The sequence below is a fragment of the Pantoea sp. S62 genome (assembly GCF_016658625.1).
GTDB lineage: Bacteria > Pseudomonadota > Gammaproteobacteria > Enterobacterales > Enterobacteriaceae > Pantoea > Pantoea vagans.
In genome coordinates this window covers 46,821-71,651 of sequence record NZ_JACVVI010000016.1, presented here as the reverse complement: position 1 = coordinate 71,651, position 24,831 = coordinate 46,821, and the positions used below count along the sequence as shown (strand labels likewise).

Genomic DNA, 24,831 nt, shown 5'->3' with positions numbered 1-24,831 from the left:
TACTCAATGCGATGAAGAGGGTTTCACGTGGGCCAGCCAGCGACGTTCCGCCAGGCGGAACAGGCTGATCAACACGTAAGAGATAATCAGGTACAACACTGCTGCCAGACCAAAGGCGGTAAACGGCTGATAAGTTGCTGAGTTAATATCTCGTGCCACTTTCAGCAGATCCGGCACCGTGGCGGTGAAGGCTAATGCCGTGGAGTGCAGCATCAGAATCACCTCGTTGCTGTAGACCGGCAGAGCCGTACGCAGCGCGGAAGGCAGGATAATGCAGCGATAGAGTTTGAAGGTGGAGAAGCCGTAAGCCCGCGCTGCCTCAATCTCACCGTGGGGTACCGAGCGAATCGCACCCGCAAAGATTTCCGTGGTGTAAGCGCAGGTATTCAGGGTAAAGGCGAGCAGCGTACAGTTCAGGCCGCTGCGGAAAAAGGCGTTCAGCAATTCTGTGCCTTTGACAATTTCCAGCGTATACATGCCGGAGTAGAAGACCAGCAGCTGCACATAGAGCGGCGTGCCGCGAAATACGTAGGTAAAGAGCCAGACCGGAAAGCTGATAAACCGGTTTGGCGAAACCCGGGCTATCGCCAGCAGAATGGCCAGACAGCCGCCAATGGTGACTGAGAGAATTAACAGCCAAAGGGTGATCGCCACACCGGTAAAACGGTAACCGTCCGTCCAGAGCAGCGATTTCCAGTATTCCTGAATAATCTCAATCATAACTCGCCCTCTTCACTCCGACCGTATAGCGACGGTTCAGCCACCACAGCACGCCGTTCGACAGCGTGGTAAACACCAGATAGATCACACCGGCGACGATGGCGAAGTAGAACGGCTGCCAGGTACTTTTCCCCGCCAGCTGCGTCGCCTTCACCACATCTTCCAGTCCCAGCAGCGAAACCAGCGCGGTGGCTTTCAGGATCACCTGCCAGTTATTTCCGATGCCCGGCAGCGCATAGCGCATCATGGCCGGAAACAGAATGCGGCGGAACACCTGCGCGCCGGTAAAGCCAAACGCAGTGGCCGCTTCAATCTGCCCTTTTGGCACCGCCATAAAGGCGCCGCGGAATGTTTCGGTGAAATAGGCACCATAAATAAAGCCGAGCGTGATGATACCGGCGACCATCGGGTCGATATCAAACTGCGCCATGCCCAGTGCGTCGGTCACCTGGTTGAGGACAATCTGCAGACCGTAGAAGATCAGCAGCATCAGTACGAGGTCTGGCACGCCACGAATCAGCGTGGTGTAGCCTTCAAAAATCATCGCCAGTGGCCGGCTGCGCGACAGTTTCGCGCCTGCACCAATCAGGCCCAGCAGCACTGCCAGCACGACGGAAGTGAGCGCCAGCTCCAGCGTCACCAGCGTGCCCCGAAGAATTACATCAGAATAGCCATACAGCATTGAGAGGGTCCTGTCGTGGGGTGAAAACGAAACGCTGCCCGCCAGCGAGACGGGCAGTTTAGCTTTACCTCTCCGTTGCAGATGCCATCCGCCAGTAGCGGGTCGGCTCCGGTTTCTGCACCAGGCAGAACCGGCTCAGTCCCGGTAAAACGGACACAGAGGGTAAAGCGACAGGATGGTTAGTCGCCGTACACATTGAAATCGAAGTATTTCTTCGCAATCTTGTCGTAGGTGCCATCTTTACGCATGTCAGCAAAGGCTTTGTCGATGGCGGCTTTCAGTTCGCTGTCATCTTTACGCAGTCCCATCCCGGTTCCGACGCCAAAGATTTTGTCATCCTTCACCGAAGGACCCGCGAAAGCGTAGTTTTTACCGACTGGCTGTTTCAGGAAACCTTCGCTGGCCTGCACTTCATCCTGGAAGGCTGCATCAATACGACCGGCGTTCAGATCCTGATACACCAGATCCTGGTTAGCATAAGGGGTGACGTTAACCCCTTTTGGCCGCCAGTTCTGATTGGCATAGGTTTCCTGCGTGGTGCCCTGCAGCAGGCCGATGTTTTTGCCTTTCAGTGACTCAATAGTCGGCTGAATTTTCGATCCCTTTGGTGCGACTAAACGCGCGTTAGCGGCGTAAAGTTTTTCCGAGAAGGCGATCTCTTCCTGACGTTTTGCTGTGATGGAAAGTGAGGAGATGATGGCATCAATTTTCTTCGCTTTCAGGGAAGGGATCAGCGCATCAAAGTCGCTTTCAACGTAGGTACATTGGGTATGAATGCGTTTACAGATTTCGTTAGCGAGGTCGATATCGAAGCCCACTAACTTGCCTTGCGCGTCTTTCGACTCAAACGGTGGGTAAGTTGGATCTGTGCCGATACGGATTGAACCCGGAACTGCCGCGAAGACGCTGGCAGCACTGGTTAAGCCCAGCATCAGGGAAAGAGCCAGAACACGCTTTTTCATAGATTACCCTCAAGTGAAGTGCTTTTTGTTATGTGGTTCGTGATGTGTTTGCGCAAAGTAATTTGCATGTTTCATGCCAGTTCTGCAAGTTATCCACGCCGTTAACGTGATGACAGACAGGCGAAAACGCTGTGTTTGTGAGGGGAATATAGCAGTGAAGTAAAAGAGAAAAAGCGACGTTGTTAACTTTTGGTGCGTCAAATGCACGAAGAGTGATCCGAGGCGCGCTTATGCACTAAATAAGTGCGCCAGCGGAACTTTATGCACCCTGCCAGCGCATAAAGAGATCTTCCGGTAATTCGATATCGAACTGATCGATTACCCGATTCACGGTCTGGTCGATGAGCTGATCGATGGTTTCAGGCCGATGATAAAACGCCGGCACGGGCGGCATGATAATGGCACCCAGTTCAGCCGCGGTGGTCATCATCCGCAGGTGGCCGACGTGCAGCGGGGTTTCGCGTACGCACAACACCAGCTTACGCTGCTCTTTTAATACCACATCAGCCGCACGGGTCAGCAATGAGTCACTGTAGCTGTGCACAATACCTGAAAGCGTTTTCATCGAGCAGGGTAAAATCGCCATGCCCAGCGTTTTGAACGATCCCGACGAGATATTTGCTGCAATATCGCGCACGTCATGCACCACATCGGCCAGCGCCTGCACATCACGCAGCGAATAATCGCTCTCCAGCCCCAGCGTCTGACGTGCCGCCTGGCTCATGACCAGATGCGTTTCTACCTCTTCCACCTGCTGCAACACCTGCAGCATGCGCACGCCATAGATCACCCCGCTTGCGCCAGAGATGCCAATGATGAGTCGTTTCATATTCCAACCTTATGTCAGCCAATGCGCCATCATACGCGGCCAGCGGGTTTCTGAAAACAAACAGGGCGGGATTGCTCCCGCCCTGTTCTATGCTGCCCGACTATGGATGGGTATCAGCCTTCGTTGTGCAGCTCAAGATTTTCGACTTCATTCTGGCGCTGAAGCGCTTTGGCATCATCATTACGCAGCGACTCCAGATACTCCAGATACTGCTGGTCGACATCCTTCGTCACGTAAATGCCGTTGAACACCGAGCACTCAAATTGTGCAATGTCCGGATTCTCTTCACGCACCGCTTCGATCAGATCGTCGAGATCCTGGAAAATCAGTGCATCGGCTTTAATCAGCTGGCGAATCTCTTCCACTTCGCGGCCGTGCGCAATCAGTTCCGTGGCGCTCGGCATATCGATGCCGTAGACGTTCGGAAAACGAATTTCCGGTGCCGCTGAGGCCAGGTAAACGCGTTTTGCACCCGCTTCACGTGCCATCTCAATAATCTGCTCTGAAGTCGTACCGCGCACGATAGAGTCATCCACCAGCAGCACGTTTTTATCACGGAATTCAGCGCGGTTCGCGTTGAGCTTACGGCGTACCGCGCTGCGACGTAACTGCTGTCCCGGCATGATAAAGGTACGGCCAACGTAGCGGTTTTTCACGAAGCCCTGACGATAAGGCTTGTCGAGAATACGGGCGATTTCCAGCGCGATATCGGTGGAGGTTTCCGGAATCGGAATCACGACATCAATATCCAGATCTTCCCATTCGCGGGCAATTTTCTCGCCCAGCTTGGTGCCCATCCGGACGCGGGCACTGTAGACGGAGATTTTGTCCAGGAAGGAGTCCGGACGCGCAAAGTAGACATACTCGAACAGGCACGGATTGCTTTTCGGGTTTTCAGCACACTGGCGGGTCGAAAGCTGGCCGGCTTCAGTGACATAAACTGCTTCACCCGGTGCAACGTCACGGATGAATTCAAAGCCCAGCGTATCCAGCGCGACACTCTCAGAGGCGACCATATATTCGGTGCGGCCATCGGCGATAACGCGCTTGCCCAGCACCAGCGGACGGATGCCGTTAGGGTCGCGGAAGGCCACCATGCCGTGGCCGATAATCATCGCTACGACGGCGTAGGCACCGCGAACCTGCTGATGTACCGCAGCCACCGCAGCAAAAATGTTGTCAGCTTCCAGCGGATCGTTTTGAAAACGATCTAACTCCTGCGCAAAGATATTCAGCAGGATTTCAGAATCTGAAGTGGTATTAACGTGACGGCGACCCTTTTCAAACAGGTGCTTACGCAGCACATGGGCGTTGGTCAGGTTACCGTTGTGCGCCAGGGTGATGCCATACGGGGAGTTTACATAGAATGGCTGCGCTTCAGAGGCACTGGAGCTGCCCGCGGTGGGATAACGCGCGTGACCGATCCCCATATTGCCCTGCAGTCGCTGCATGTGGCGTGCTTCGAAAACGTCGCTGACCAGGCCGTTTGCCTTTCGCAGGCGAAAACATTTCAGCGCATCGATAGTACAAATGCCTGCGGCATCCTGCCCGCGGTGCTGGAGCACCGTTAACGCGTCATAGATCGACTGGTTGACCGGCATGAAACCGGTGATACCGACAATACCGCACATGTTGTCATTTCCTCATTTAGCCGCACACCCGGTCACATCACCGGGGTAAAAAACTCGACGTGCTTTTCAGGTAATCAAAGAACCACCTGATGATATAACTGAACTCGGGAATGAGTTGAGACTGTTGCCAGTCCGGACTTTTGGAAAAGCCAGTGAATGTATCAAGGAAGAACAGCAAAGCGGCTACGATCAGCACACCACGCAACGCCCCGAAACAGACGCCCAACACCCGGTCGGTTCCCGACAGGCCGGTTTTTTCCACCAGCGTGCCGATAACGTAGTTCACAATGGCGCCCACAATCAGGGTCGCCACAAACAGCACACCGATGGCAATACCGTTACGAACCAGTTCGTCGTCAAAACCTGTAAACCAGACTGCAAGGTAGGCGTAGTAATGACTGGCGACAAAAAACGCGCATCCCCAGGTAACGAGAGATAAGGCTTCCCGGACAAACCCACGAACCAGGCTGACCAGAGCCGAAAAACCAACTACCGCAATAATGACGTAATCAATCCAGATCATGAACTCTTCCAGCGCCAGTGCAATTGCACCCCTGCATCCAGTTCGGGGCGCATTCTAACAGAAAAAGAAAACGTTTGCGTAGCGGTTTTCTTTTTCTGCATCCATAAAAAAGGCGATGAAAAAAACCGCAATCGCCCGGGTGATTCTCAGCCGGACAGGCCGTTGAAAATCGTCACTATTTTATGCGGCAGTGCGCGTTAAGCGTACTGCCTGCCCGGCAAAAGACGCTGCCTGTTACTGCTATCGGCAGCGCCAATCATCGCGCTAACGGGCGCTGTACGGCTTAACGACACCGCCCAGTCCTGAGATGCTTTTCAGTTCACCCACCGCGCCTTGCATTTTAGCTTTCGAAGCATCAGGGCCAACGTAGATACGGGTAATCTGCCCCTGAACCGGCGTTGACGGCACGGTAAAGGCGCGATAGCCCGACAGCCGCAACTGCGCGACAATCTCATTTACTTTGCTGGCGTTCTTCAGCGCACCTAACTGCACCACATAAGCCTGCCCCGCCGGAGCCGTGGTCTCTGCCGCTTTTGGCGCTTCTTCCTGCTTCGGCTGCTCAACCGCTTTAGGTTGCTCAACCGGCTTCGGTTTAGGCTGCTCCACGACTTTTGGCTTCTGCTGTTCAACCGGCTTCTGCTTAGGCTGCTCGGTGGCCTTCGGTTTCTGCTGCTCTGCCGCTTTCGGCTTCGTCACCGTCTGCGCAGGCACAGACTGATGAACCGGCGGCGGCGAGACCACTACAGGATCGCTCTCTTCATCCGGCTGCGTCCGTCCCTGCTCCGCCGTGGCGTTGGTTTTACCATTGCCATTGCTGCTATTGACGGCACTGCCTGCGCCTTCCGGCGGCTGAGCGGGCAGCGACTGGGTTACCGGCGGCACCATTTCGCTGTCCTGCTGATCGTCAGGTTTCGGCACCAGCGGAATGGCGGCGAACTCCTCTTTGTAATGCTTTTTCTGACCATCCAGCAGCCCTGGCAGCACAATCACGCCAACGGCGACCAGAATAACGGTGCCGACTAAACGGTTCTGAAACTTACTTGCCACGTCCTTTCTCCGTTTCAATCGATTCCATGACCTGTGCCACCGTGTGGAATGAACCACAGACCAGCACAGTGTCCTGCGGCGCAGCCCGCTCGCGCGCCTGCTGCCAGGCGAGTTCAACAGAACCAAAGGCCTCGCCCTGCGGCAGCGCATCCAGCAGCTGCTCTGCACTGGCACCGCGCGGACCGTCAAGCGGTGCACAATACCAGGCATCAACCATTGGAGCCAATGCCGCGAGCGTTCCGGCGATATCTTTATCATGCAACATGCCCACCACGGCATGCACTTTGCCGCGTTTCGGCAGCGCCACCAGACGCGACGCCAGATAGCCTGCCGCGTGCGGGTTATGAGCGACATCCAGAATCACGCGCGGTGATTCACTTATCGTCTGAAACCGCCCTGGCAGCATCGCCAGCGGCAGGCTGGCGCGAATCTGCGTCTCACTGACCTCAAGCCCTGAGGCCCGCAGCGCCACCAGCGCGGTCGCCGCGTTAGGCAGCGGCACCTGAGGCAGCGGAAGATCGTTCAGCTCGCCCTGCGCATCACGCAGCGACCAGCTTTCGGCCTGCGCATGCCAGGACCAGTCGCGATTGCGCTGTAACAATAGAGCGCCTTTTTCCTGCGCAACCACAGCGATGCTGTGTGGCATATCGGGTTCACCCACGACTGCAGGTTTTCCTGCCCGGAAGACACCCGCTTTCTCACGCCCAATGCTTTCGCGATCCGGGCCCAGCCAGTCGGTGTGGTCCAGCGCAATGCTGGTGACCACGGCGACATCGGCATCCACAATGTTGGTGGCATCCAGTCGTCCGCCGAGGCCGACTTCGAGGATCACGACATCCAGTTGCGCCTGGCGGAACAGATTCAGCGCGGAGAGCGTGCCGAATTCGAAGTAGGTCAGCGAAATATCAGCCCGTCCGGCTTCAATCTCCGCAAAGCTGGCGCAGTGCTGCGCTTCACTCAGCTCCTTGCCCTGGACCCGGACGCGTTCGGTATAACGCACCAGATGCGGCGAGCTGTAGACGCCAACGCGGTAGCCCGCAGCGATCAGCAGCGTTTCCAGGGTGCGACAGGTGGTCCCTTTGCCATTGGTACCGGCCACGGTAAAGACAAACGGAGCGGGTTTCAGCAGGTCGAGACGAAGCGCTACCTGACGAATACGGTCCAGACCCAGGTCGATGGCCTGAGTATGCAGGTGCTCAAGATAATAAAGCCACGTGGCCAAAGGCGACGTGGCTTGAGGAAGGTGAAGATTGTCCATATGTCCCGTTTTGCTTATTTATACCTGGCAGACTGGTGCTGCGGTATACGGTGCATTGGTAAGAGGCGCGACAGGCGCGCCTCTCTATCTCCTGTCAGGCCTCGTTGCTTTCCGATTCAGTCGTCGCGGGAGCGGACGGTTCACCGTCATGCAGCGGTGCCGGCAGGTTCATCATTTTAGCCAGCAGGCTTGCCAGTTTGTAGCGCATTTCCGGACGGCGGATGATCATATCAATCGCGCCCTTCTCAATCAGGAACTCACTGCGCTGGAAGCCCGGCGGCAGTTTTTCACGCACGGTCTGCTCGATAACGCGTGGGCCGGCAAAGCCGATGAGCGCTTTAGGCTCCGCGATGTTGAGGTCACCCAGCATGGCGAAACTGGCCGAAACACCGCCCATGGTCGGGTCAGTCAGCACGGAAATGTAGGGCAGACCGCGCTCGCGCATTTTGGCCAGAGCCGCACTGGTTTTCGCCATCTGCATCAGCGACTGCAGCGCTTCCTGCATACGGGCACCGCCGCTGGCGGAGAAGCAGATCAGCGGACAGTTATCTTCCAGCGCCTGCTCAACTGCACGTACAAAACGTGCACCGACGACAGAGCCCATTGAACCGCCCATAAAGGCAAATTCAAAAGCTGCCGCAACCAGCGGCATACTGTGCAGCTGACCTTTCATCACGATCAGCGCATCTTTCTCGCCGGTATCTTTCTGTGCGGCGACCAGACGATCTTTGTACTTCTTGGAGTCGCGAAACTTCAGCAGATCTTTGGGTTCAAGTTCACTGCCAAGCTCAACCATCGTTCCCTGATCGAGGAAACTGCCGAGGCGCTCACGCGCGTGCATACGCATGTGGTGGTCACACTTCGGGCAAACCTCAAGATTACGCTCCAGCTCGGCGCGGTAGAGAACCTGGCCACAGCTGTCGCACTTGGTCCAGACCCCTTCCGGGATGCTGGCTTTGCGCGTTGGCGTCGTGGTGCTTTTATTAAGAATGCGTTCAATCCAGCTCATTGATGACCTTTCTGTTTAAAACTGACCTGGTCCAGTCGTCTTGATACTGCTGAAAACCGCTTCAGCAGACGGTAAATGTCGCTCATTAAACCACAACCTGTTCAGACTGTGGATAAAAATCTGGTCTTACCCCTGAGCGAAGCCTTACGGCAGCTTCTGCTGCTTCGCCTGACGGCGATGACGCCAGACTTCAATTACACCCGGCAGAATCGAGACCAGGATAATGCCCACAATCAGCAGCTTCAGGTTTTCCTGCACCACCGGCAGATCGCCAAACAGGTAGCCGGCATAGGAGAACAGCAGCACCCATAACAGCGCACCGGTCACGTTGAACAGCGCGAAGTGGCGATAGGACATGTGGCCCATACCGGCAACAAACGGCGCAAACGTGCGGACAATCGGCACAAAGCGCGCCAGGATAATGGTTTTTCCGCCGTGACGGGCATAAAACGCATGGGTTTTATCCAGATGGCTGCGACGGAAAATCTTCGAGTTCGGGTTACTGAACAACCGCTCGCCAAACAGGCGGCCAATGGTGTAGTTCACTGCATCGCCCAGTACCGCGGCCACTACTAACAGTGCCACCATCACATGCACATTGAGATCGTTACCCGGCAGTGCAGCCAGTGCACCCGCCACAAACAGCAGCGAATCGCCTGGCAGGAATGGCGTCACAACCAGCCCGGTTTCGCAGAACAGAATCAGGAACAAAATAGCGTAAATCCAGATACCGTACTGTGCAACCAGCTCGGCCAGATGCACATCGATGTGCAGAATAAAATCGACCAGAAAATGGAGAAACTCCATAGCGCGCCCTTTTAAGTCCTGAAAGTGAATTAATCCGCGAGGAACAACGGTCCCATCAACGGCTGTGGTAACGCAAAGTGAGATGGGTAATCCACCGCCACCAGATACAACCCCTCTGCCCGGGCTGTGGCTGCGGCTAATGTCCGATCCTTCGCCGCCAGCAGCGTTGCCATCCATGACTCCGGCTTATTGCCGCAGCCTATCTCCATCAGGCTGCCCACGATATTGCGCACCATGTGATGCACAAACGCGTTGGCTTTAATATCCACAATCACGTAGGGACCCTGACGCGTCACGTTGAGGTGAATCACGTTGCGCCAGGGTGTGCGTGACTGGCACTGCACCGCGCGGAATGAGGTGAAATCATTCTCGCCTAACAGACATTGCCCGGCGCGCTGCATCTTCTCTGCATCCAGTGGATGGTAGAAGTGCGTCACGCCCTGCGCCAGCACCGCCGGACGCAGACGCTGATTGTAGATCAGGTAGCGATAGCGTCGGGCCGTGGCGCTGAAGCGGGCATGGAACTCATCCGGCACCGCTTTCACCCAGCGCACGGCAATATCTGCCGGCAGATTGGCGTTGACGCCCAGTGTCCAGGCACCATCAGGCCGCTGCGAGGTGGTTTCGAAATGGACCACCTGCCCTGTGCCGTGCACGCCCGCATCGGTGCGGCCAGCGCAAAAAATGCTGACCGGATGATCGGCGACTTTCGACAGCGCGCGCTCTACCTTCTCCTGCACGCTGCGGACTTCATTCTGGCGCTGCCAGCCGTAGTAACGACTGCCGTCATACTCAATGCCGAGCGCCAGTTTTTGCGTCTGACCATCGGACATGCTTACAGATACTCCTGAACCAGTTTCTCAGCGGTTTTCACCGCCATCAGCGCGCCGCCAAAACGAATGTTGTCCGCCACTGACCAGAACTGCAGCAGCTCCGGAATACCGTAGTCGTTGCGCACTGCGCCGATGCTCAGTTCGCCGTTGCCAGAAGCATCCGTCACCGGCGTCGGCACGTCATCTTCTTCGCTCAGACGAATATCTGACGCCAGCGCCAGCTCGGCACGTGCTTCTTCCGCAGAGAGCGGGCGCAGATTTTCGATATGCACAATCTGCGCATTACCGTAGAACACCGGGGCCTGAACGCTGCTGACCGCAATCGGTAAGCCTTCGTCCTGCAGGACTTTGCGCACCTGATCAATCAGTCGGCGTTCACTTTCCACGCTGCCTTCTGCGTCGGCCTGTTGTGGCATCAGGTTAAACGCGAGCTGACGACCAAAGTGATGTTCATCAGCCGGAATACCATTCAGCAGGCGGGCACTTTCCCCCGCCAGCGCATCGACCGCCACTTTGCCGTAGCTGGAAACCGAGATCAGATTCGTCACCTGTAAACGGCTCAGCCCGGCAGCATCTACCAGCGGTTTAATTGCGGTCAGCAGCTGGCTCACCAGGTTGTCCGCCACGCTGATGATGTTGCGATTACGATAATCGGCCAGCACCTGCGGGTTCACATCCGGCACCACCAGCGGCACATCAGGTTCCAGCGCAAACAGCTCACTGCTGTCGATCACCAGACAACCCGCATTGGCCGCTTCATCGGCAAAACGTGCCGAGGCGTCACGGCCTGCCACGAAAAAGGCCAGCTGCGCCTGTGACCAGTCGAAGGTCTCTGCATTATCGACCCGCACCGAGCGGCCCTCGTAACGCTTGATTTCGCCCGCGCTGTTTTCGCTGGCCAGCAAATACAATTCACCAACCGGGAACTGGCGTTCCGCCAGCAGTTCCAGTACAGCGTTCCCTACTGCGCCTGTCGCGCCAAGTAGCGCAATATTCCAGCCGTCAGACATGTTGGTTTACTCCAGACAATGACATAAAAACAGAAGGCGGTGATATTCACCGCCCAGGGATTCAGATTTATCCCCCCCCGAAACCTGCCGCCACACTGGCAGGCATGGATTAGGCGCGTTTTCTGGTCACCGACTGATTCAGTGCAGAAAACGGTGCCATGCCTGCAGCGCCCGTTACTTCGGAGAGTAGATTGCGTTAAAGCCCAGCTGGTTCAGCATCTCAGCCGTTGAGGCGTCATCACAGTTGACCTGCAGCGAAGACCATTCGCGGCGCTCCAGATACTGCTTGCGCAGGCGATCAAACTCGCCGGGTTTCGCCGCCACTTTACGTAGCGGGGCATCATCGCGGCGCACATCATACACCAGATGCGCCAGGCGTTTCAGTGTTGGCTGATCCAGCGGGCCATTCAGGGTAATTTCACTGAATTCCGGCTCCGGCAGTAAGGTGCTGAGCGGCACCTCCTGCGGCTGACCGATAAAGTTACACCAGGCTTCAAAGACCTGGGTGGTGCCGCGTGCTTTGCCTTCCAGCGTGTAGCCCGCAATGTGCGGCGTGGCGATGTCGACCTTATCCAGCAGCGCCAGCGAGAGATCCGGCTCCGGCTCCCAGACGTCCAGCACCACGCTGAGGTCGTGGCGCATTTTCAGCACCTCCAGCAGCGCGCCGTTGTCCACGACCGGGCCGCGACAGGCGTTGATCAGGATGGTATTGGGCTTCAGCGCCATCAGCAGCGCGGCATCTGCCAGATGCCAGCTTTTGTAGGGGCCGTCTTTAAACAGCGGCGTGTGGAAGGTCAGAATATCTGCCTGCTCTGTCACCGCCTCCAGTGACAGGAAATCGCCTTCATCACCGCGATCGGCGCGTGGCGGATCGCACAGCAGGGTTTTGATGCCCCAGGCTTCCAGCCGCTTCTGCAGCCGCCCGCCAACGTTACCGACGCCGACAATGCCGACTGTGCGGTCACGCAGCTCAAAACCATCGCGCTCCGCCAGCAGCAGCAGCGCAGAGAAAACATATTCCACCACCGCGATGGCGTTACAGCCGGGAGCGGCAGAGAACGCAATGCCCGCCTGCTGCAGCCAGTTCTCGTCGATATGATCGGTGCCCGCCGTCGCGGTGCCGACAAATTTCACCGGCTTTCCAGCCAGCAGCGATTCATTCACCTGAGTGACAGAGCGCACCATCAGGCCATCGGCATCGGCCAGTTCAGCCACCGGCAGCGGACGCCCTGGCACCGCGACCACGTCGCCGGTGCGGCTGAATAACTCACGGGCATAAGGCATATTTTCATCGACCAGAATTTTCACCACGGCTTTCCTGTCTGTTACATGTGAGGCAATTATTCTGGCACAAAGCGACGCGTTAGCCTAACCGCGCACGGTAGCGATCGGGCGTGGTGCCTGCCTGTTGCTGGAACATCACAATCAGCGCCGAGGCGGAACTGTATCCCAGCTCATGGGCGATACTCTGTACGCTTTCTCCCTGCTCCAGCAGCACGATGGCGCGCAGAAACCGCAGGCGCTGCCGCCACTCACCAAATGTCATATGCAGATGCTGCTGGCAGCGCCGCGCCAGCGTCCGTTCGGTGGTAAAGACCCGCGCCGCCCAGCCCGCCAGCGTGGTGTTATCGCCAGGATGCGCTTCCAGTGCATGTAACACCGGTGCGAGAAATTTATCCTGCGAGGTGGGCAGATAGCTCTCCTGCACCTGCGCCACCTGCAGGCGATCGCGCAACACCTCGCACAGCCGCCACTGCGCATCCGTTGCGGGTTGCTCGATTTGCTGCTCAGCGAAATCGTCCATGATGGCGTGTGCAATGGGATCCACCAGCATCAGACAGGCGCGCCGGGGTAAATCGGCGCAGAGCGAGGCCGCCAGATTAAAGGTGCGGAACTGCGCCTGACGATGGTTATAGCTACTGTGCAACTGACCTGGCGGGATCCAGACCGGAATGTCGGCGGGCGTCAGCAAGCGCTCGCCCTCGACCTGCATCTCCAGCACGTGACTTTTCACCATGATCAGCTGGCCCCAGGCATGTGAATGTGGCAGATATTCGGTGCGGGCATTGGCCTGTTCATAGCGCATAAAGTAGCGTAGCTGCGGTGCATTCACTGGCGGCTGGTAGGTCACTTTCAGGCTCATTCTGTCCGCTCATTTGCTCATTTTGTCCGATATTAACTATCTGGATAAATCCGGACAAGCGTACACTGCGCCTCATTAATGGTGTGTGATGATGTATGGAGAGTCAGCATGTTTTTCCTGTACCCACTCTTTGCGGTGATGATCTGGTCGATCAACTCAATTGTCAGCAAACTGTCGGCCAGTGCGATCGATCCGGCAGCGATCTCCTTCTATCGCTGGCTGCTGGCGCTGCTGGTGCTGACCCCCTTTGTGCTGCCTGGGGTGTGGCGCATGCGTAAGATCATCAGACCGCACCTCTGGCGGCTGGCGATCCTTGGGCTGCTCGGCATGGTGCTCTATCAGAGCCTCGCCTATTACGCGGCGCACAGCGTCAGCGCGCTCTTTATGGGCATTATCGGCGCGCTGATCCCGCTGCTCACCGTACTGCTGAGCGTGGTTATCCTGCGAATTGCGCCAACGCTCGGTATCCTGCTCGGCAGTGTCATCTCTTTTTGCGGGCTGGTGTGGCTGGTCAGTGAGGGTGACGTGATGCAACTGCTGAATCACGGCATGGGAAAAGGTGAACTGATGATGCTGGCCGCTTCCACCTCTTATGCGCTGTATGGCGTCCTGACGAAACGCTGGGCGCTGCCACTGCCAATCTGGCAGAGTCTCTATGTGCAGATCGTATTTGGCGTACTGCTGTTGCTGCCCGGCTTTTTACTGGCACCAGACGTGTCGCTAAACTGGCATAACCTGCCACTGGTGGCATTTGCCGGACTGTTCGCCTCCATCATCGCGCCCTTTTTATGGATCCACGGCGTGCAGCGCCTGGGGGCCAGCACTACCAGCATTTTTATGAATCTGACGCCGCTGTTCACCGCGTTGATCGCCGTGCTGTTTCTGCATGAGCAACTGCACAGTTACCACTGGATTGGCGGGGGTCTGACGCTAGGCGGTGTGATACTGGCGCAGCGGCTGCGTACACCTTTAACCCGGCATAAACCGGTAACTCAGCCACCATCCTGAATCGCACCCTCTGCGGATGACGGAAGATGGCTGCGGTGAGTAAAGATGCAGCTGAAGGTAGTAGTAAATAAAGGCGGCTGAGGTTCACAACTGAAGCGTAAATCTCGCGCCGAAACGCGAGTCCCCCGTGGGATTTCCCGGGGGGTTTTGCTATCATGGCCTATTCGTTTTCCGGCGCACCCCACGCTGTTCTGTTTTCCCAAGGAATCCGCCATGCAACCTCTCAGCGGCCCCGGTGCGCCGGTCGATCGTTCATCAGTCAATCCGCAAACCGGCGTGCCCCGTCACGGTTCTGTGGCGGGCGAACAACCTCTCTCCCCTGCCCAGCGCACGACGCTAGAGCGCCTGATCGTGCGTATCTTATCGCTCAGCAATCTTAAAGCGCCTGAACTCTGGGCGGGCGTCCGTCATGAAGTGGGTGTAAAGAGTGAAGCCGAGTTACAGTCGCGTCATTTTCCGGCGGCAGAACAGTATCTGAATAGTCGCCTGACGCAGGCGCAGAACGGGCATGGCACCCGCCAGCTGATGACTCAGCTCACCGAGCTGCTGCCGAAAGGTAATAACCGCCAGGCCGTCAGCGATTTTATCCGTCAGCAGTTTGGTCAGACCGTTCTGAGCGCGCTGAGCCAGGATCAGCTGCGCCAGGTGCTGACGATGCTGCAGAACGGCCAGATGACAATTCCCCAGCCGCAGCAGATCCGCGTCAGCGATCGCACGCTGCTGCCTGCCGAGCACCATACCCTGAATCAGCAGGTGGTGCGTCTGGCCGCCGCCACCGGCGAATCCACCGGTAAGCTGTGGTCGGCGGCGCTGAAACTGGTGAATCTGACCAGCGGCGACCCGATTCCCTCACGCCACTTCCCGCTGCTGACACAATACCTGCAGGTACGTCAGACGCTGAGTCAGCACAGTGCACCGACGCTGCAACTGCTGGAAGCGTCCCTGAAGCAGCCGCTCGATCAGCAGGAACGGCAGCAGCTGGAGGATTACAGCCAGCAGCGTTTTCAGGCGACGCCGCAGATGGTTCTGACCACGGCACAGACGCAGGATCTGCTGAACTTCCTGTTCAGCCGTCGCGTTGACCGGGCAGAAAAACTTCTCGAGCAGCCGCTGGCACCCAGCGAGATTAAACCTCAGCCGATCTGGTCACCGTTTGTTGCATCGCTGCCGCCCGCGATACAGCCGCTGGCGCAGCGTCCCCTGCTGGGATTCTTTGTCGCACTGGTGGTCATCACCCTTTTACTCTGGCTGGTACTCTGAGTCAGCAGCCGCAGGATGCTATGGGCGCGGCGGCAGGCCATTCGCCCGCTGCATCACCCCAGGTCAGCGGATGACCGTCACGTTTCCAGAAATCCAGCCCGCCAATTAACTCCTTCACCTGAAATCCCAGCGATGCCAGTTTCCAGGCCGCTTTCGTCGACCCGTTACAGCCAATGCCGTCACAATAGGTGACAAACACTTTGCTGCGGTCAAGCCGCGCCGTCGTGGTGGTGTCCATCCCGCGATGCGGAAAGCTTATCGCACCGCAGATATGCCCGGCGCGATAAGCCTCCGGCGCACGGGCATCGATCACCACTATTTCTGGTGCCTGACGGGCCAGATCTTCCGCCAGATCCCAGGCGTCGGTGTAATAAGCGAGTTTTGCCTGCAGATAGTCGAGGCTTTGCTGCGGCGTGGCGGCCGGAATCTGTAAAACCGATGACATAGCGATTCTCCTGTTGTGGTGAAGTCGCAGTTTACGGCAAAGTGGACTGCTTACTGATACCTATTATCCAGCAGGGTTAAGACCCATATGCCTTCACCACTGTTACAACTTTTCCAGCACCAGGCCAGTGGCGGCGTGCGTGAGCGGCTCTGCTCTACCCTGCGGCTGGCGATCAACCGGCACCATCTGCACGCCGGTCAGCAATTACCCTCCAGCCGGCAGCTGGCGCAGGATCTGCAGGTGTCTCGTGTGACGGTAGAAGCGGCCTACGGCCAGCTGGAGAGTGAGGGCTACCTGCGACGCGAAACCGGCCGAGGAACTTTTGTCGCTATCGTTATCCCTGCCAGTCCCCTATCCGCACCGGTACGGCCTCAGCCCGCCCGCTTTTCGGCGCGGGGCCAGCAGGTGCTGGCAACCGGCGGCTGTCAGGATCCCCCTTTTCCGCACGCATTCGCCGCCGGTTCACCGGAGTTACGCGCTTTTCCTCACGATACCTGGCGGCGCCTGAGCAACAGCGTGCAGCGTTCACTGGGCAGCGCGGCAATGGGATATGGCGATCCCTGCGGCTATCTGCCGTTGCGCAGCGCACTCGCTGATTATCTGGCGCTCTCACGAGGCGTAACGTGCCAGCCGGGGCAGGTCATCATTCTGACCAGTTCACAACAGGCGCTGCAGTTGCTGGCGATGATGTTCGTCGATCCTGGTGATGAGGTATGGATGGAGGAACCAGGCTATCCCGGAGCACGTAATGCCTTTATGGCCGCAGGTGCACAGGTGCACGGGATTGCGGTCGATGCCGAAGGTGCTATCCCTGCCAGCGGCAATCCGAAGCTGATGTATCTGACGCCCTCGCATCATTATCCAACCGGCGTCACGCTCAGCCTGCCCCGGCGTCTGGCATGGCTCGACTGGGCGCAGCGCAACCAGTGCTGGTTAATCGAAGATGACTACGACAGTGAGTTTCATTACGACGAACGGCCTGTTCCTGCGCTGCAGGGACTGGATCGCCAACAGCGGGTGATCACGCTGGGCACCTTCTCGAAGTCGCTTTTTCCCTCTCTGCGTCTGGCATGGATGGTGGTGCCGCCTGCGCTGATTACGCCCGTTGGTCAGGCACGCAGCGTGCTCGATGGGCATAGCGCCCTGCTGCCACAGGCCGTCACTGCCGCCTTCCTGCAGCAGGGACATTTCGCCAGCCATCTGCGGCTGATGCGTCAGCTCTATCGCAGCCGTCGCGATCGGTTACTTGAGCAGATTGAGCAGCGGCTCTCGCCATGGCTCACGCCGATAGCCAGCGGCGGTGGATTACAGCTGACGGTGAAATTGCAGAAGGATGAAGCGCGCTTAACCGCGCTGGCGGCACAAGAGGGTTTGCTGCTGCCGCGTCTCAGTCCGCTCTATGCCGGATCAGTGTCGCAGCAAGGCTGGATACTGGGCTTTGCCGCGCTGACGCCTGACGAGATTGTGGCAGGATGCGATACCTTGCTGCGGCTGCTGCTGCGGGAGGCTTAATACCGAGGGGTAAACGAGGTCACGCAGAGGAGCTGAAAAACAAAAAGGGCCGGCAAGCCGGCCCTTCAGCGTACTGACGTAATGATTATGCCTGATATTTACGCATGGTCAGGGTGGCGTTGGTGCCGCCGAAACCAAAGCTGTTAGACATCACGGTGGTCAGCTCTTTTTCCATCGGCGCAGTGACGATGTTCATACCGGTTGCAGCCGCGTCCAGCGAGGTGATGTTGATGCTTGGCGCAATAAAACCATGCTCCAGCATCAGCAGCGAGTAGATCGCTTCCTGCACACCAGCGGCACCCAGTGAGTGGCCGGTCATCGCTTTAGTCGCTGAAATGTAAGGCGTGTTATCGCCAAACACTTCACGAATCGCACCCAGCTCTTTCACATCACCTACCGGAGTAGAGGTTCCGTGGCTGTTCAGATAGTCGATTGGCGTATCGACACCGTTCATCGCCATCTTCATGCAGCGCACTGCGCCTTCACCTGATGGGGCAACCATATCTGCACCGTCTGACGTCGCACCGTAACCAACGATTTCGGCATAGATGTGCGCACCACGTGCCAGCGCATGCTCCAGCTCTTCAACCACCACCATGCCGCCGCCACCGGCGATAACAAAGCCGTCGCGCTCATTGTCATAAGTACGTGACGCTTTCTCTGGCGTGTCGTTGTAACGGGTAGAGAGCGCGCCCATGGCGTCGAACTCACAGGCCATTTCCCAGCACAGCTCTTCGCCGCCGCCCGCAAAAACGATATCCTGTTTGCCGAGCTGAATCTGCTCAACGGCATTACCGATACAGTGCGCAGAGGTGGCACAGGCGGAGCTAATCGAGTAGTTTACGCCATGAATTTTGAATGGCGTGGCGAGGCAGGCAGAAACGCCAGAGGCCATCGCTTTGGTGACCACATAGGGGCCAACCGCTTTCAGGCCGCGTGGGCTGCGCATCGCATCCGCGCCAAACACCTGGAAGCGTGGAGAACCGCCGCCTGAACCCGCAATCAGACCCACGCGTGGGTTGCTCTGATACATTTCAGTGGTGAGGCCGGAATCTTTAATCGCTTCTTCCATGGAAAGATAAGCATAGATGGACGCATCACTCATAAAACGCACAACTTTGCGATCGATGAGGCCGGTGGTATCTAATTTAACGTTACCCCAGACGTGACTACGCATGCCGGAATCTTTCATCTCTTCAGAAAAGGTGATGCCAGAGCGTCCTTCACGCAGAGATGACAGCACCTCTTGCTGGTTATTACCAATACTGGAAACGATCCCTAAGCCAGTAATCACAGCACGTTTCATTCAATCTTCCTCATCCACTTCTTCTTAATTGGCATGCACTCTAGCGTACACTTGTACGCCGAACAAGTCCGATCAGCTATTTCCTTTTGTAAATTTGCGTCATGTCACGTGGGTCGCTAGAATCGCGCCACTGCCTGAAAAACGAGCCTTTACCATGAAATTAACCCCGGTTGAACATGCACAGCTAAACTGGAATGAACAGGGTACACCTGTTTCCCGAGCGTTTGGTGACGTCTATTTCTCTAATGACAATGGTCTGGAAGAGACACGCTATGTCTTCCTTGGGGGCAACGGTTTTCCCGGGCGTTTTGCAGCGCATCCGCGCGATCTGCTGATCGTGGCGGAAAGCGGATTTGGCACCGGCCTCAACTTTCTGACGCTGTGGCAGGCGTTCGATGCGTTTCAGCGTGAACGGCCCGATGCCACGTTAAAACGTCTGCACTTCATCAGCTTTGAGAAGTTTCCGTTAACCCGTGAAGACCTGGCTGCTGCGCAGCAGCACTGGCCGGAACTGGCTCCCTGGGCCGAAGCGCTGCAGGCGCAGTGGCCTGCGGCCCTGCCCGGCTGTCAGCGCCTGCTGTTTGACGGCGGACGCATCACGCTCGACCTGTGGCTCGGCGATATTAACCAGCTGATGGGAGAGCTGGATGAGAGCCTGCATCGTCAGGTGGATGCCTGGTTCCTGGATGGCTTCGCGCCGTCGAAGAACCCGGATATGTGGACGCCGGAACTGTTCGGCATGATGGCAAAGCTGGCGCGTCCACAAGGGACCTTCGCAACCTTTACCGCCGCAGGCATCGTCCGGCGCGGCCTGCAGGAGGCAGGCTTTACCGTCATCCGCCGCAAGGGATTTGGCCCGAAGCGCGAAATGCTGTGCGGACCATTGCAGGATGCGCCTCCGTTACCCAGCCCGCAGCCCTGGTATCATCGTCAATCTGCGGAGCAGCGTGATATTGCCCTGATTGGCGGCGGCGTCGCCAGTGCCACTTTAGCGCTGGCGCTGCTACGTCGCGGCTGGCGGGTCACCCTTTACTGTGCCGACGAAGCCCCCGCGCTGGGCGCGTCCGGTAATCGTCAGGGCGCGCTCTATCCGCTGCTCAACCAGCACGACCCGGCGCTCGCCACCTTTTTCCCGGCGGCCTTCAGCTTCGCCCGGCGGCTCTACGATCAGTTGACCGTCACCTATGAGCATCACTGGAGCGGCGTGCTTCAACTGGGCTGGGATGAGAAAAGCCGTAAGAAGATTGATCAGATGCTGGCGATGGGTTTGCCCGAATCCATCGCTCGTGGCGTGGATGTCGCAGAGGCGGAGAAACTGGCAAATGTTGACCATGGCTGTAGCGGCATTTTCTACCCTGAAGGTGGCTGGCTCTCACCGGCCGAGCTGACCAGCGCGATGCTGGCTTATGGCGAAACCCAGGGCTTACGCATTCACTGGTTGCACAGGGTGAGCAGCCTTTCACGGGATGATGATCACTGGACGCTGACGTTCAGCGATCGCCCGGCGGTCCGTCATCCGACGGTGGTGCTGGCTAACGGACATGCGATGGCCGACGTTGCGCAGAGCGCCCCGCTGCCGACCTATCCGGTGGCCGGTCAGGTGAGCCATGTTCCGTCAACCCCGGGCCTCGACGCGCTGCAGACCGTGCTCTGTTACGACGGCTATCTGACGCCCGTCAGCCCGCAGTTCGGCACCCACTGTATTGGTGCCAGCTATCATCGTGGCGAAACCGCAATGGATTACCGGGAAGAGGATCAGCAGGAGAACCGCAGCCGACTGCTGGATTGCCTGCCTGACCGTCGCTGGGCAGAGAGCGTGGATGTCAGTAGCGGCGAGGCGAGAATGGGTGTGCGCTGCGCCACGCGGGATCACCTGCCGATGGTGGGCGGCGTGCCGGATTATGACGCTACGCTTCTGCAGTACGCTGATTTACCGGCTCAGCTGGCCGCAAGTCACGATATCGCTGATGCGCCCGATCTGGCGGGCCTGTATCTGTTTGGTGCGCTGGGATCGCGCGGCCTGTGCAGTGCGCCGCTGGCAGCCGAAGTGCTGGCAGCCCAGCTGACGGGCGAGCCGCAGCCGCTGGACGCGAGTACGCTGGCAGCGCTTAATCCGAATCGTTACTGGGTGAGGAAATTACTGAAGGGAAAAGCAGTTTAGCCGATGCTGAGGGCGGCACGCCGCCCTGCAACGTTATGCGGAGAGCTGGCGTGCCTGAACAAACAAATTGTCCCACATTCCGACCACTAATGCCTCGTCGCGCGGTGAAAGTTCTCCGGCAGCAATGGCATTTTGCAGGCTGCGGGAGACCTGAATCTGCAGCGCTTCTGGCGTATGTTCGCCCAGTTGCTCCACTTCGGCCACAGCCAGTGTCAGATGCCCGCGCAGATAACCGCTGGCGAACAGCTCATCGTCACTGGCATGCTCGACCATGTCGTCAATCAGGGCCAGAATACGCGCTTCAAATTCTGCGATCATCTCAATTCCTCTATTAATAATGCCTTCCTGCATCACAGATCGTCCGGCCAGGGAAACTGCGACGCGGTGAGTGAAGGCCTGCCATAAAATTCCGCCAGAGCGGTAATAAAACGCGCGGGACGGTCGGGAATGCCCGACGTCAGATAGCTCATGACCTGAGCATGCACTTTACGCTGGAACGCAATGCGATCCGGCTCACAATCTCCGTCGAGATTGTCACAACTCACGTTGAAGGGAAAGCCTGCCGCCATACAAAACATCCACTCCAGTGCCTGCGGCTTCACTTCAACCGCTTCAAACTGACTCTGGGTCAGCGCATCGCGGCCATCCGGGCAGTACCAGTAGCCAAAATCGACCAGTTTGCGGCGTGCTTCACCGGCAATGCACCAGTGAGAGATCTCATGCAGGGCGCTGGCGTAAAAGCCGTGGGCAAAGACCACACGGTTCCACGGCGACTCCGCATCAGCAGGAAGATAGATCGGTTCATCGTCGCCTTTAATCAGGCGGGTCTGAAATTCATCGCTGAAGCAGCGATCAAACAGCGTGATCAGCTGTTCATAATGATGGGTCGGGTTCATGACGGTATCGCGTTTCAGGTTACGAATGCAGCGTGGCAAGCCAGGCCATAACTTCGCTGCCGTGGCTATCCCACAATAATTTAATGCTCATGACGGCAGAAACAATCACCACCATCGGGCGGATCAGTTTCTGTCCGCGGCTCAGCACCAGCCGTGCGCCCAGACGCGCACCACAGAAGGCACCGAGCATCATGATCAGACCGGTTCCCCACACCACTTTGCCGCCGAACATAAAGAACAGCAGGCTGCCCATGTTTGAGGTGAAGTTGAGTACCTTGGCATGCGCGGTCGCTTTGGCCAGGTTGTAGCCGCAGAGGGTAACGAAAGCCAGCGCATAAAACGAGCCTGCGCCCGGCCCGAAAAATCCGTCATAAAATCCTACTGCCCCGCCGCCCACCAGCGCATAAGGCAGGCCATGAAGGCGGCGCGCCTGATCGACTTCGCCCAGTTTTGGCATCAGCAGGAACCACAGGCCAATCGCGATCAAAAACAGCGGCAGCATCTGGCGCAGGAAGTCAGCCTGCAGGCGCTGAATCAGTATCGCGCCCAGAATGGACCCCAGCAGCGTCATGGCGATGTTCAGCCACTGCTCATTCAGATTGACCGCACCGCGCCGCACAAAGTAGAGGCTTGCGGAAAACGAGCCGCCGACCGATTGCAGTTTATTGGTCGCCAGCGCCTGCGCCGGAGAGAGGCCCGCTGCCAGCAGTGAAGGTACCGTCAGTAACCCCCCGCCACCGGCGATGGAGTCAATAAAACCAGCCAGCATGGCGATTAAAAACAGCAGCCCGACCAGTAGCGGGCTGACAACAAACCACTCCATGGAATCCCTTACAGTAGATGTTTATCCAGCAGAGCCTGACAGGCAGGCGGTAATGGCGGCGGCTCACGTTTCACCGGTGCGCCTGACCCAGGCTGTTTCGGCAGGAACCAGCTCTGCAACTCGGCGCCACAACCATCGCCAGCCGGCGGTGCGGGCTGATCTTCACAGCCGATACTGCCCGCCGGGCAGCGCAACCGAACATGCATGTGGGCACGATGCGCGAACCACGGGCGCACTTTCCGCAGCCAGTCGCGATCGTTACCCGCGTCTGCACAAAGCTGCTTTTTAATCGCCGGATTGACGAAGATACGCGTAACATCGTCGTCTTTTGCGGCCAGTTTAATCAGGCTGTCGATTTCCGGCTGCCAGTGACGCGCAATCACATTCTTATCGCCCGGCCCGACCAGATCCAGCGGCTGCGGCTTCAGCAGCTGCTGCGCGCTCCAGCGTGTTTTTGGCAGTTGCAGCCAGATATCGACATCCAGCCCGGTCTGATGACTGGCGTGACCGCTGCTGAAGCGCCCACCTGCGGCCATGCCCATATCGCCAATCAGCACGTTACCCAGTTGCAGATTATGCACCTGGGTGCTGAGCCGCTGAATAAACTGAATCAGATCGGGATGGCCAAAGAAGCGCCGCTGATCCTGACGCATCACCTGATAGTGCGGTGAATTCAGCGGCAGTGCCTGCGCGCCGACAATACAGCCGTTGGCAAAGCCACCAATTGACTGCGGTGCGCCGCTGATCGGCTGCTGAATCTGTTGCCACGGCGTTGCGGCCAGGCTGGAGGCGCTGATCAGCAGCGCACTCAGCGTAAGCAAAATAGCCTTCATGCCATCACCAGCGCGGTACAGAGCTGTTGACGTCACCGTTCTGCGCCCGCTGGCGCAGCAGATGATCCATCAGGACGATCGCCATCATCGCTTCGGCGATCGGCACAGCGCGGATCCCGACGCAGGGATCGTGGCGACCTTTGGTGATCATCTCCACCTCTTCGCCGTCGCGGGTAATGGTTTTACCTGGCACGGTGATGCTGGAGGTCGGTTTCATCGCCAGATTAGCGCTGATGGTCTGCCCGCTGCTGATGCCGCCCAGAATGCCGCCGGCGTGGTTGCTCTGGAAACCATCGTGGCGGATCTCGTCACGGTGCTGACTGCCGCGCTGGTTAACCACCGCAAAGCCGTCGCCAATTTCGACGCCTTTCACCGCATTGATACTCATCAGCGCGTGCGCCAGATCGGCATCCAGTCGGTCAAAGACCGGCTCGCCCAGGCCTGGCGGCACGTTGTCTGCCATAACCGTGACTTTGGCACCGATGGAGTCGCCCTCTTTTTTCAGGCCGCGCATCAGTTCATCCAGCGCCTCGAGCTTGTCGGCATCCGGGCAGAAGAACGGGTTCTCTTCCACGATGCTCCAGTCTTTTAGCTCACAGGCGACATCACCAATCTGTGACAGATAGCCACGTACCACGACACCGTGTTTCATCTGCAGATATTTCTTGGCAATCGCACCAGCCGCCACGCGCATCGCGGTTTCACGCGCCGATGAGCGACCACCGCCACGATAGTCGCGCTGACCATATTTCTGCTCGTAGGTGTAATCAGCATGGCCCGGACGGAAGAGATCTTTGATGGCACCGTAATCCTGCGAGCGCTGATCGGTGTTCTCAATCAGCAGGCCGATCGAGGTGCCGGTGGTCACACCCTCAAAGACACCGGACAAAATTTTCACCTGATCCGGCTCACGGCGCTGCGTGGTATAGCGCGACGTGCCCGGACGGCGGCGATCGAGGTCATGCTGAATATCTGCTTCAGTCAGCGGGATGCCTGGCGGCACACCGTCAACGATACAGCCCAGTGCCAGACCGTGGGACTCGCCAAAGGTCGTTACTCGAAAAAATTGCCCGATGCTGTTTCCGGCCATGCTGTTTCCTTGTCAGAGTTCGGCGGGCGAGGCTTCGCCCCAC

Annotated in this window: 25 protein-coding genes; 4 read left to right on the top strand and 21 right to left on the bottom strand. The window is 57.7% G+C overall.

Annotated elements, in window-relative coordinates:
• Nucleotides 1-3: 3 nt before the first annotated feature.
• The 14 genes from IBT54_RS19780 to IBT54_RS19715 all read right to left on the bottom strand — a co-directional run bounded on the left by IBT54_RS19780 (nt 4) and on the right by IBT54_RS19715 (nt 13,454).
• Nucleotides 4-720, bottom strand: coding sequence for an ABC transporter permease (locus IBT54_RS19780; protein ID WP_013358586.1), 717 nt, complete (start codon nt 718-720; stop codon nt 4-6).
• Nucleotides 713-1,402, bottom strand: a complete 690-nt coding sequence (locus tag IBT54_RS19775; protein ID WP_033733384.1) for a histidine ABC transporter permease HisQ — start codon at nt 1,400-1,402, stop codon at nt 713-715. The genes IBT54_RS19780 and IBT54_RS19775 overlap by 8 nt, the downstream gene beginning before the upstream one ends.
• 179 nt (nt 1,403-1,581) lie before the next feature.
• Nucleotides 1,582-2,364, bottom strand: coding sequence for a lysine/arginine/ornithine ABC transporter substrate-binding protein ArgT (gene argT, locus IBT54_RS19770; RefSeq protein ID WP_095706851.1), 783 nt, complete (start codon nt 2,362-2,364; stop codon nt 1,582-1,584).
• Nucleotides 2,365-2,623: 259 nt separating this feature from the next.
• The gene (locus IBT54_RS19765) at nt 2,624-3,193 is read right to left on the bottom strand and encodes a UbiX family flavin prenyltransferase (RefSeq protein WP_013358589.1); all 570 of its coding nucleotides are present in this window, start codon (nt 3,191-3,193) and stop codon (nt 2,624-2,626) included.
• 113 nt (nt 3,194-3,306) lie between these two features.
• On the bottom strand, nt 3,307-4,824 hold the full coding sequence (gene purF, locus IBT54_RS19760) for an amidophosphoribosyltransferase (protein ID WP_013358590.1): 1,518 nt from the start codon (nt 4,822-4,824) through the stop codon (nt 3,307-3,309).
• A 37-nt stretch (nt 4,825-4,861) separates the two neighbouring features.
• Nucleotides 4,862-5,347 (bottom strand): colicin V production protein, encoded by a 486-nt coding sequence (gene cvpA / locus IBT54_RS19755; protein WP_003854265.1) that lies wholly within the window; start codon nt 5,345-5,347, stop codon nt 4,862-4,864.
• Between the two features lie 264 nt (nt 5,348-5,611).
• Entirely contained in the window at nt 5,612-6,394 is a 783-nt protein-coding gene (dedD, locus tag IBT54_RS19750) for a cell division protein DedD (RefSeq protein ID WP_147789461.1), read from the bottom strand.
• Nucleotides 6,384-7,652, bottom strand: a complete 1,269-nt coding sequence (folC, locus tag IBT54_RS19745; protein WP_201252795.1) for a bifunctional tetrahydrofolate synthase/dihydrofolate synthase — start codon at nt 7,650-7,652, stop codon at nt 6,384-6,386. Before folC ends, dedD begins: the two co-directional genes overlap by 11 nt.
• 94 nt (nt 7,653-7,746) lie before the next feature.
• Nucleotides 7,747-8,661, bottom strand: a complete 915-nt coding sequence (gene accD / locus IBT54_RS19740) for an acetyl-CoA carboxylase, carboxyltransferase subunit beta (RefSeq protein WP_201252794.1) — start codon at nt 8,659-8,661, stop codon at nt 7,747-7,749.
• Nucleotides 8,662-8,805: 144 nt separating this feature from the next.
• Nucleotides 8,806-9,468: a DedA family protein gene (locus tag IBT54_RS19735; RefSeq protein WP_033783739.1), complete on the bottom strand. Its 663-nt coding sequence runs from the start codon at nt 9,466-9,468 to the stop codon at nt 8,806-8,808.
• 29 nt (nt 9,469-9,497) lie between these two features.
• Complete coding sequence (gene truA, locus IBT54_RS19730; RefSeq protein WP_013358594.1) at nt 9,498-10,301, bottom strand: tRNA pseudouridine(38-40) synthase TruA; 804 nt, start codon at nt 10,299-10,301, stop codon at nt 9,498-9,500.
• 2 nt (nt 10,302-10,303) lie between these two features.
• A complete protein-coding gene (locus IBT54_RS19725) occupies nt 10,304-11,311 on the bottom strand; it encodes an aspartate-semialdehyde dehydrogenase (protein WP_013358595.1) in 1,008 nt (335 codons plus the stop codon).
• A gap of 174 nt (nt 11,312-11,485) precedes the next feature.
• On the bottom strand, nt 11,486-12,619 hold the full coding sequence (gene pdxB, locus IBT54_RS19720; protein ID WP_201252793.1) for a 4-phosphoerythronate dehydrogenase PdxB: 1,134 nt from the start codon (nt 12,617-12,619) through the stop codon (nt 11,486-11,488).
• Nucleotides 12,620-12,674: 55 nt separating this feature from the next.
• Nucleotides 12,675-13,454, bottom strand: coding sequence for a helix-turn-helix transcriptional regulator (locus IBT54_RS19715; protein WP_013358598.1), 780 nt, complete (start codon nt 13,452-13,454; stop codon nt 12,675-12,677).
• A gap of 108 nt (nt 13,455-13,562) precedes the next feature.
• On the opposite strand from IBT54_RS19715, the gene IBT54_RS19710 reads away from it, so the two are divergent.
• Nucleotides 13,563-14,462: a DMT family transporter gene (locus tag IBT54_RS19710; protein WP_013358599.1), complete on the top strand. Its 900-nt coding sequence runs from the start codon at nt 13,563-13,565 to the stop codon at nt 14,460-14,462.
• Nucleotides 14,463-14,675: 213 nt separating this feature from the next.
• Complete coding sequence (gene flk / locus IBT54_RS19705; RefSeq protein WP_201252792.1) at nt 14,676-15,722, top strand: flagella biosynthesis regulator Flk; 1,047 nt, start codon at nt 14,676-14,678, stop codon at nt 15,720-15,722.
• A gap of 1 nt (nt 15,723) precedes the next feature.
• Here flk and IBT54_RS19700 read toward each other — a convergent pair whose 3' ends face one another.
• A complete protein-coding gene (locus tag IBT54_RS19700; RefSeq protein WP_013358601.1) occupies nt 15,724-16,167 on the bottom strand; it encodes a rhodanese-like domain-containing protein in 444 nt (147 codons plus the stop codon).
• 87 nt (nt 16,168-16,254) lie between these two features.
• On the opposite strand from IBT54_RS19700, the gene IBT54_RS19695 reads away from it, so the two are divergent.
• Nucleotides 16,255-17,679 carry a PLP-dependent aminotransferase family protein gene (locus IBT54_RS19695; RefSeq protein ID WP_201252791.1) on the top strand — a complete coding sequence of 475 codons (1,425 nt, stop codon included), beginning with the start codon at nt 16,255-16,257 and terminating at the stop codon, nt 17,677-17,679.
• Nucleotides 17,680-17,764: 85 nt separating this feature from the next.
• Here the strand turns inward: IBT54_RS19695 and fabB are convergent, their stop codons facing one another.
• Entirely contained in the window at nt 17,765-18,985 is a 1,221-nt protein-coding gene (gene fabB, locus IBT54_RS19690; RefSeq protein ID WP_033783746.1) for a beta-ketoacyl-ACP synthase I, read from the bottom strand.
• Nucleotides 18,986-19,139: 154 nt separating this feature from the next.
• Here fabB and mnmC point away from each other — a divergent pair, with 154 nt between their 5' ends.
• Nucleotides 19,140-21,146 carry a bifunctional tRNA (5-methylaminomethyl-2-thiouridine)(34)-methyltransferase MnmD/FAD-dependent 5-carboxymethylaminomethyl-2-thiouridine(34) oxidoreductase MnmC gene (gene mnmC, locus IBT54_RS19685; protein ID WP_195857816.1) on the top strand — a complete coding sequence of 669 codons (2,007 nt, stop codon included), beginning with the start codon at nt 19,140-19,142 and terminating at the stop codon, nt 21,144-21,146.
• A gap of 33 nt (nt 21,147-21,179) precedes the next feature.
• On the opposite strand, the gene IBT54_RS19680 is transcribed toward mnmC, so the two are convergent.
• The 5 genes from IBT54_RS19680 to aroC are packed head-to-tail and all read right to left on the bottom strand — an operon-like array spanning nt 21,180 to nt 24,788.
• On the bottom strand, nt 21,180-21,464 hold the full coding sequence (locus tag IBT54_RS19680; protein WP_201252790.1) for a YfcL family protein: 285 nt from the start codon (nt 21,462-21,464) through the stop codon (nt 21,180-21,182).
• A 32-nt stretch (nt 21,465-21,496) separates the two neighbouring features.
• Nucleotides 21,497-22,042 (bottom strand): elongation factor P hydroxylase, encoded by a 546-nt coding sequence (locus IBT54_RS19675; protein ID WP_041457001.1) that lies wholly within the window; start codon nt 22,040-22,042, stop codon nt 21,497-21,499.
• A 19-nt stretch (nt 22,043-22,061) separates the two neighbouring features.
• Nucleotides 22,062-22,865 (bottom strand): sulfite exporter TauE/SafE family protein, encoded by an 804-nt coding sequence (locus tag IBT54_RS19670; RefSeq protein ID WP_013358606.1) that lies wholly within the window; start codon nt 22,863-22,865, stop codon nt 22,062-22,064.
• Nucleotides 22,866-22,873: 8 nt separating this feature from the next.
• A complete protein-coding gene (mepA, locus tag IBT54_RS19665; protein ID WP_098052724.1) occupies nt 22,874-23,698 on the bottom strand; it encodes a penicillin-insensitive murein endopeptidase in 825 nt (274 codons plus the stop codon).
• Between the two features lie 4 nt (nt 23,699-23,702).
• Nucleotides 23,703-24,788: a chorismate synthase gene (gene aroC / locus IBT54_RS19660; protein WP_013358608.1), complete on the bottom strand. Its 1,086-nt coding sequence runs from the start codon at nt 24,786-24,788 to the stop codon at nt 23,703-23,705.
• Nucleotides 24,789-24,831 lie beyond the last annotated feature (43 nt).

Excerpts from the sequence above, each read along its gene's own strand:
- IBT54_RS19780 (WP_013358586.1), bottom strand. The coding sequence starts at position 720 with ATGATTGAGATTATTCAGGAATACTGGAAATCGCTGCTCTGGACGGAC.
- IBT54_RS19775 (WP_033733384.1), bottom strand. The coding sequence starts at position 1,402 with ATGCTGTATGGCTATTCTGATGTAATTCTTCGGGGCACGCTGGTGACG.
- argT (WP_095706851.1), bottom strand. The coding sequence starts at position 2,364 with ATGAAAAAGCGTGTTCTGGCTCTTTCCCTGATGCTGGGCTTAACCAGT.
- IBT54_RS19765 (WP_013358589.1), bottom strand. The coding sequence starts at position 3,193 with ATGAAACGACTCATCATTGGCATCTCTGGCGCAAGCGGGGTGATCTAT.
- purF (WP_013358590.1), bottom strand. The coding sequence starts at position 4,824 with ATGTGCGGTATTGTCGGTATCACCGGTTTCATGCCGGTCAACCAGTCG.
- cvpA (WP_003854265.1), bottom strand. The coding sequence starts at position 5,347 with ATGATCTGGATTGATTACGTCATTATTGCGGTAGTTGGTTTTTCGGCT.
- folC (WP_201252795.1), bottom strand. The coding sequence starts at position 7,652 with ATGGACAATCTTCACCTTCCTCAAGCCACGTCGCCTTTGGCCACGTGG.
- accD (WP_201252794.1), bottom strand. The coding sequence starts at position 8,661 with ATGAGCTGGATTGAACGCATTCTTAATAAAAGCACCACGACGCCAACG.
- IBT54_RS19735 (WP_033783739.1), bottom strand. The coding sequence starts at position 9,468 with ATGGAGTTTCTCCATTTTCTGGTCGATTTTATTCTGCACATCGATGTG.
- truA (WP_013358594.1), bottom strand. The coding sequence starts at position 10,301 with ATGTCCGATGGTCAGACGCAAAAACTGGCGCTCGGCATTGAGTATGAC.
- IBT54_RS19725 (WP_013358595.1), bottom strand. The coding sequence starts at position 11,311 with ATGTCTGACGGCTGGAATATTGCGCTACTTGGCGCGACAGGCGCAGTA.
- IBT54_RS19715 (WP_013358598.1), bottom strand. The coding sequence starts at position 13,454 with ATGAGCCTGAAAGTGACCTACCAGCCGCCAGTGAATGCACCGCAGCTA.
- IBT54_RS19710 (WP_013358599.1), top strand. The coding sequence starts at position 13,563 with ATGTTTTTCCTGTACCCACTCTTTGCGGTGATGATCTGGTCGATCAAC.
- flk (WP_201252792.1), top strand. The coding sequence starts at position 14,676 with ATGCAACCTCTCAGCGGCCCCGGTGCGCCGGTCGATCGTTCATCAGTC.
- IBT54_RS19700 (WP_013358601.1), bottom strand. The coding sequence starts at position 16,167 with ATGTCATCGGTTTTACAGATTCCGGCCGCCACGCCGCAGCAAAGCCTC.
- IBT54_RS19695 (WP_201252791.1), top strand. The coding sequence starts at position 16,255 with ATGCCTTCACCACTGTTACAACTTTTCCAGCACCAGGCCAGTGGCGGC.
- fabB (WP_033783746.1), bottom strand. The coding sequence starts at position 18,985 with ATGAAACGTGCTGTGATTACTGGCTTAGGGATCGTTTCCAGTATTGGT.
- mnmC (WP_195857816.1), top strand. The coding sequence starts at position 19,140 with ATGAAATTAACCCCGGTTGAACATGCACAGCTAAACTGGAATGAACAG.
- IBT54_RS19680 (WP_201252790.1), bottom strand. The coding sequence starts at position 21,464 with ATGATCGCAGAATTTGAAGCGCGTATTCTGGCCCTGATTGACGACATG.
- IBT54_RS19675 (WP_041457001.1), bottom strand. The coding sequence starts at position 22,042 with ATGAACCCGACCCATCATTATGAACAGCTGATCACGCTGTTTGATCGC.
- IBT54_RS19670 (WP_013358606.1), bottom strand. The coding sequence starts at position 22,865 with ATGGAGTGGTTTGTTGTCAGCCCGCTACTGGTCGGGCTGCTGTTTTTA.
- mepA (WP_098052724.1), bottom strand. The coding sequence starts at position 23,698 with ATGAAGGCTATTTTGCTTACGCTGAGTGCGCTGCTGATCAGCGCCTCC.
- aroC (WP_013358608.1), bottom strand. The coding sequence starts at position 24,788 with ATGGCCGGAAACAGCATCGGGCAATTTTTTCGAGTAACGACCTTTGGC.